Consider the following 6,536-nt stretch of genomic DNA (forward strand, 5'->3'; position numbering starts at 1 on the left):
GCGCGGAGCCTGGGGCGTGCGCAGAAGCGGTGTGCGCGAACGGCCCTCGGGGCCGACGTGCCCGAGAGGCTACGGGCCCGCGCCGGGGCGGGTGGCCCGGATCGCCCGATTGTCTGTGAGAGGTGTCACAATCGAGACGTGAACGGGATGGGTTTCGGGGAGTCGCTGGCGCGCGCGCTGGCCGCGTTGGCCGATCCGTTACACGAGCCGGTGCTGCTGGCCATACCGGTGTTCGTGCTGTTCGTGGCGATCGAGTGGGTGTCGGCCCGTGTGCTCGAGGCCCGTGAGCCGGGCGGGTACCAGCCCCGCGACGCGGTCACCTCGCTCATCATGGGCGCGAGCTCGCAGGCGTTCTGGCTGCTCGGCAAGCTGGTCGGCCTGGTCCTCTACGCGGCGGTGTGGGTGTACCTCGCGCCGTGGCACCTGCCGCCCGACGCCTGGTACACGTGGGTCCTCGCGATCCTCGGAACCGATTTCCTCTACTACTGGTATCATCGCGGCGCGCATCGCATCCGGCTCGTCTGGGCGACCCACCAGGCCCACCACTCCAGTGAGTACTACAACTTCGCCACCGCGCTCCGGCAGAAGTGGAACAACTCCGGCGAGATCATCGCGTGGCTGCCTCTACCACTGTTGGGGGTGCCGCCGTGGATGGTGTTCACCGGATTCTCCGTCTCGCTCGTCTATCAGTTCTTCGTCCACACCGAGCGCATCGGCCGACTGCCCGCGCCGATCGAGTTCGTGTTCAACACCCCGTCGCACCACCGCGTGCACCACGGCAGCGACGCCGAGTATCTGGACCGCAACTACGGCGGCATCCTCATCATCTGGGACCGCCTGTTCGGCACGTTCCGGCCCGAAACCCACCGGCCCACTTACGGTCTGACCACGCCGGTGAACTCCCACAATCCGTTCTGGCTGCAGCTGCACGAGTACGTCGCCATCTGGCGCGACCTGCGCGGCGCGGGCAGCTGGCGGGAGCGGCTCGGCTACGTGTTCGGCCCGCCCGGGTGGAAGCCGGCGGCCACGCCGACACCGTCCGCGCCCGCCCCCCGATCGTCGGCGGGGGCCACCGAGCGCTACTAAGGTGTGACGCATGGGAACCGCCGTGAGTCTCGCCGAACCACTCGTCGTCGGTACCGAAAGCCACGCTCGCGGCGTGCAGCGACTCGTCGACAGCTTCCGGGCCGTGCCCGCCCACGAGCCCGTCCGGCTGGCCAAGTCCACGTCCAACCTCTTCCGCCCGCGCGCCTCGTCGTCGTCGCCCGGTCTCGACACCACCGGCCTCACGCGCGTCGTCTCCGTGGATCCCGACGCCCGCACCGCCGACGTCCAGGGGATGTGCACCTACGAGGACCTCGTCGACGCCACCCTGGCGTACGGCCTCATGCCGTACGTCGTGCCGCAGCTCAAGACCATCACCCTCGGTGGCGCCGTGACCGGCCTGGGCATCGAGTCCACCTCGTTCCGCCTGGGCCTGCCGCACGAGTCCGTGCTCGAGATGGACATCCTCACCGGCACCGGTGAGATCGTCACCGCCCGCCCCGACGGCACCGAGCGCGAACGCGCGCTCTTCCGTGGCTTCCCCAACTCCTACGGCTCCCTCGGGTACGCGGTGCGGCTGCGCATCGCCCTCGAGCCGGTGCAGCGCTTCGTGGAGCTGCGGCATGTGCGGTTCGACTCCCTCACCGCGCTCGAGTCGGCGTTGGCGCGGGTCAGTGAGTCGGGGACGTACGACGACGAGGAGGTCGATTTCCTCGACGGGATCGTCTTCTCGGCCGACGAGTCCTACCTCTGTCTGGGACGGCGGACCGACGAGCCCGGGCCCGTCTCGGACTACTCGGGTGTGGCCGACAAGCAGGCGATCTACTACCGCTCCGTCCAACACGGCGGTCCCGCCGGCTCCGTGAAGCGCGACCGCCTCACCATCCGCGACTACCTCTGGCGCTGGGACACCGACTGGTTCTGGTGCTCGCGCGCGTTCGGCGTGCAGAACCCGCGGATCCGCCGCTTCTGGCCGCAGCAGCTGTTGCGCTCCTCTGCGTACTGGAAGATCATCGGCCTAGACCACAAGTACGACATCGGCAACAAGATCGGCGCCCTCAAGGGCGAGGGACCGCGCGAGCGCGTGGTGCAGGACGTCGAGGTGACGATCGACCACACCGCCGAGTTCCTCGACTGGTTCCTGCGCGAGGTGCCCATCGAACCCCTGTGGATCTGCCCGCTGCGGCTGCGGGAGTCCACCCCGGCGCCGGGCCTGGACGGCGAGCCGGCGTCCGACCGTCCGTGGCCGCTGTACCCGCTCGCGCCGGAGACCACCTACGTCAACATCGGTTTCTGGTCCTCGGCGCCGATCGAGCCCGGGATGGCCGAGGGCGCGTGGAACCGGCGCATCGAGGAGGAGGTGTCCCGGCTCGGTGGCCACAAGTCGCTGTACTCGGAGGTCTTCTACTCCCGCGAGGAGTTCGCCCAGCTCTACGGCGGCGACCACGCGGGCCGGCTCAAGAAGGAATTCGATCCCGAGGGCCGGTTCGCGACCCTCTACGACAAGGCGGTGGGTGCACGGTGACCACGACGAGCGCGGGGACCGCGGATTCCGCGGGCGCGGCGAGCGCGGCGGGCAGGATGACGATCGGCGAGATCATCGGCGCCTTCGCCACCGGCGAGCCGCCGCTGCGGATCGAGGCCTACGACGGGTCGGCCATCGGCCCGGCGGACAGCCGACTGGTGCTACGCCTGAAGAGCGAGAAGGCGCTGCAGTACTTCGTCACCGCCCCCGGCGACCTCGGCCTGGCCCGCGCCTACCTCATGGGCGAGCTGGAGATCGACGGCGTGCACCCCGGGGCGCCCCACGACGTGTTCGGCGCGCTCGAGGTGTTCCGCAAGCACATGACCCGTACACCCGACGCCAGGACGCTCGCGCGGATCGCCCGGTCCGTGGGCACGGAGAACGTCCGGTTCCTGCCCACCCCGCCGATGGAGGTCAAGCCCGCGTGGAAGCGCGTCCTGTCCGGGATGCGGCGGCACTCCAAGGAGCGGGACTCCGAGGTCGTCAGCTACCACTACGACGTGTCGAACCGCTTCTACGAGTGGATCCTCGGGCCGTCCATGACGTACACGTGCGCCTGCTACCCGGACCCCGACGCGTCGCTCGAGGTGGCGCAGGAGAACAAGTACCGACTGGTGTTCGACAAGCTCGGGCTCAAGGCGGGGGACCGGTTACTCGACGTGGGCTGCGGTTGGGGTGGCATGGTCCGCTACGCCGCACGCCGCGGCGTGAAGGTGATCGGCGTGACCCTGTCCAAGGAGCAGGTCGAGTGGGGCCGCGCCGCCATCGAGGCCGAGGGTCTGGGCGACCTGGCCGAGGTGCGCCTGCAGGACTACCGCGACGTCCCCGAACGGGACTTCGACGCCGTGAGCTCGATCGGCATCACCGAGCACATCGGCCGGAAGAACTACGCCGACTACTTCGCCAAGCTGCACGGATATCTCAAGCCGGGTGGTCGGCTGCTCAACCACTGCATCACCCGGCCGGACAACGTCGGCAAGGTCAAGGCCGGTCAGTTCATCGACCGCTACATCTTCCCCGACGGCGAACTCGCCGGCGCCGGCACCGTGCACCTCGAGGCGGAGAACGCCGGGTTCGAAGTGGTACACGAGGAGAACCTGCGCCAGCACTACGCGTTCACCCTCCGCGACTGGTGCACCAATCTCGTCGAGCACTGGGACGAGGCTGTCGAGGAGGTCGGGGAGCCCATGGCCAAGCTGTGGGGCCTGTACATGGGGGCCTGCCAGTACGGGTTCGAGCACAACAAGATCCAGCTACACCAGATCCTCGCCGTGCGCCTGGACGAGCGCCAGACCTGGGACGTGCCGCTGCGGCAGTGGTGGCAGGCCTGAGCGACTGACCCTACCGGTGTCCACGCGGGGACCGGCCAGGCGGCGGGATGGTGAGCCGGCGGGCCGCCTGAGCGGCCCGCCTACCCCACCGGGTCACTGTATGTCGAGCGCGAGCAGGACCTGACCGGTCGGCGCCGGCGAGCCACCCGCGGGCTCCTCGGTGATGCCGATCTGCTCGGAGTTGCGGATGCCGGCGATCTGGGCCGAGGGCGACGGGCCGACCTCGCCGGATTCCATCGTTCCCGCGGGTATGGGCTCGTGGTCGCCCATGAGCCACAGCTGGTAGGCGCGGCCCTCCGGCGGGGCGGGGAGGTCCGTCATCGAGATGACGGCCATGTCCGCCGACTTCGACGCCAGCACGGTGGCGGTTCCGGTCCCGCCGACCTGGCCGCGGACCACCGCGAGATCCTCGGCCGCCAACAGTGAGGTGACCTGTCGCGGCATCGTCCCCGAGGGGGGCGCGGCGGTGGGTAGGTTCTCAGACCCGGTCCCGTCGGTGAGGCGGCCGATCATCACACCACCGACCAGCAGCACCACGGCGGCCGCGGCGACCGCGAGGAACGTCAGTAAACCGGGCCGTCGGCGCTCGCGTTCGCGACTCAGGTCGATGACGTCCGCACCCCCGTCGGCGTCCCGCCCGGAGCCGCGGCGGTCGCCCGGACCGACGGGACCGGTGGGGCCGGACGGCGAGGAGACCGCCGCCAGCTCGAGGATCCGCTCCCGCAGCTGCGGCGGCGGCGCGGTGTCGAGTCCGGCGTCCGCGACGAGGGCCGCGACGACCTCACGCGTCGACGCGATGTGCGCCAGCATCGATGACCGGTCCTCGGGGGCGGCGCTGACCAGTGCGGCCTCGACGGCATCGGCCTCGTGTTCGGGCAGTGCGTCCAGCGCGTAGAGGTCGAGGTCCTCGGGGCGGACGCTGTCAGGGGTCGACGGGTGATCGTGGTGACGAACGCTCATGACAGCTCACCTCCCAGGCAGTTCTTCAGGCGACGGAGTCCGTCGCGGATTCTCGATTTGACGGTGGGTAACGCGGTGCCCAGTCTCTCGGCGACCTCACGGTAGGTGTGGCCGGAGAAGTACGCCATCTCGATGGACTCGCGCTGGTTGTCGGTCAGCGTCTCCAGGCACCTGCGCACCTCGGCGGCCTCCTCGCCGCGGGAGATCTGCTCCGTGACCTGTTCGGCGACATCGCCTCCGTGGATGGTGCCGGTGGCGGCGTCGACCTCGTCACGTCGTGCAGCCGAACTCTCGGAACGGACGCGGTCGACGGCCCGGCGGTGTGTGATGGTCAGCACCCAGGACTGGACGGACCCCAGCGAGGGCCGGTAGTCGGCAGCCTGCTTCCAGACCTGAAGGAACACCTCCTGCGCCGTCTCCTCGGCGTACCCCGGGTCGCGTAGGACCCGCAGGGCGAGCCCGTAGACGCGTGGGGCCATGAGGTCGTAGAAACGACCGAAGGCCTGGAGATCACCGGACGCGGCCAACTCGAGCAGGCTCCCCGGGTCGGTCAGCGGCGGGGCGGCTGGCTCGGACACGGAGACCAGTCTAGTGCCAGCCGGCTCGTGACCGCGCGACGGCGGCGCGGGTGGTCGACCCGGTGGCCGCGCCGACGGTCTGCCGGTGACCTGGAGGGTCATGCCGCCACCACCCGGAACGTGCGGTTGTGCCAGCCGGTGGCGCCGCTGGGTACGGGATCCCTGCGCTCCTCAGGCTGGACCTCACCGGTCGAGTCGGTGGCCCGGACGTGCAGGGTGTGCAGGCCCGGTTCGGCGTCCCAGACCCACGACCACATGCGCCACGTGTCCACCGAGTACTCGTCCGCCAGGCGGGCGTCCTGCCACGGCCCGTCGTCGACCCTCACCTCCACCCGGTCGATGCCGCGGCGCTGCGCCCACGCGGTCCCGGCGACGACCGTCGGCCCGGGCGGCAGCTCCGCCAGCGGGGCAGGACGGTCGATGCGGCTCGCGGTGCGGATCGGGCCGCGCTCCGCCCAGCCGCGGTCGGTCCAGTACGCGCTGGCCCGGTCGAAGCGCGTGACCTCCCAGTCCACGACCCACTTGGTGGCCGAGACGTACCCGTACAGGCCGGGGACCACCTGGCGGACGGGGTAGCCGTGCTCGAACGGCAGCGGCTCGCCGTTCATCCCCACTGCCAGCAGGGCGTCGCGGCCGTCCGTCAGAGCCTCCAGTGGCGTCCCGGCGGTCCAGCCGTCGACCGACGTCGACAGCAGCATGTCGGCCTCGGGCAACGGCCCCGCCTCGGCGAGCAGATCGGCGATGGGGAACCCGGTCCAGATCGCCGTCCCCACCAGATCCCCGCCGACCTCGTTCGATACGCAGGTCAGGCTCACGATGCGGTCGCGTGCCTCGCGGTCCACGAGCGTCTGCCAGTCGAGCTCGATCTCCCGCTCGACCATCCCGTGGATCCGCAGCCGCCACTCGGAGGTGCTCACCACGGGCACGCGCAGGGCGGCGTCGATGCGGTAGAACTCGTCGTTGCCGGTGAGGAACGGCGTCACGCCCGGCGCGTCGGGCACGACGCCCGGCGGAACCGGGGCGGCCGCGTTGCGGGCGAGTACCCGCGGCAGTCGCAGACCGGTGCGTTCGGCGACCGCGTCGGCGGCCCGGCGGGTC

The 6,536-nt window shown here is 70.6% G+C and carries 6 protein-coding genes; 3 read left to right on the forward strand and 3 right to left on the reverse strand.

The genetic code is table 11. From position 1 onward, the window contains the following. Window positions 1–147: 147 nt before the first annotated feature. From G6030_RS04970 to G6030_RS04980, 3 genes are read left to right on the forward strand one after another with little or no spacing between them, the layout of a single operon-like run. Window positions 148–1,086 (forward strand): sterol desaturase family protein, encoded by a 939-nt coding sequence (locus tag G6030_RS04970; protein WP_182642393.1) that lies wholly within the window; start codon window positions 148–150, stop codon window positions 1,084–1,086. 10 nt (window positions 1,087–1,096) lie between these two features. Next, window positions 1,097–2,569 (forward strand): FAD-binding oxidoreductase, encoded by a 1,473-nt coding sequence (locus G6030_RS04975; RefSeq protein ID WP_182642389.1) that lies wholly within the window; start codon window positions 1,097–1,099, stop codon window positions 2,567–2,569. A 56-nt stretch (window positions 2,570–2,625) separates the two neighbouring features. Then, complete coding sequence (locus G6030_RS04980; RefSeq protein ID WP_182642394.1) at window positions 2,626–3,900, forward strand: class I SAM-dependent methyltransferase; 1,275 nt, start codon at window positions 2,626–2,628, stop codon at window positions 3,898–3,900. Between the two features lie 93 nt (window positions 3,901–3,993). Here G6030_RS04980 and G6030_RS04985 read toward each other — a convergent pair whose 3' ends face one another. The 3 genes from G6030_RS04985 to G6030_RS04995 all read right to left on the reverse strand — a co-directional run. Further along, window positions 3,994–4,860 (reverse strand): anti-sigma factor, encoded by an 867-nt coding sequence (locus G6030_RS04985; protein ID WP_182642390.1) that lies wholly within the window; start codon window positions 4,858–4,860, stop codon window positions 3,994–3,996. Next, complete coding sequence (sigK, locus tag G6030_RS04990; protein WP_182642391.1) at window positions 4,857–5,438, reverse strand: ECF RNA polymerase sigma factor SigK; 582 nt, start codon at window positions 5,436–5,438, stop codon at window positions 4,857–4,859. Before sigK ends, G6030_RS04985 begins: the two co-directional genes overlap by 4 nt. Window positions 5,439–5,536: 98 nt before the next feature. Beyond that, on the reverse strand, window positions 5,537–6,536 hold a 1,000-nt coding region (locus G6030_RS04995; protein ID WP_182642392.1), incomplete at its 5' end, for a molybdopterin-dependent oxidoreductase.

The sequence above is a fragment of the Dietzia sp. E1 genome (genome assembly GCF_014145015.1).
GTDB lineage: Bacteria > Actinomycetota > Actinomycetes > Mycobacteriales > Mycobacteriaceae > Dietzia > Dietzia cinnamea_A.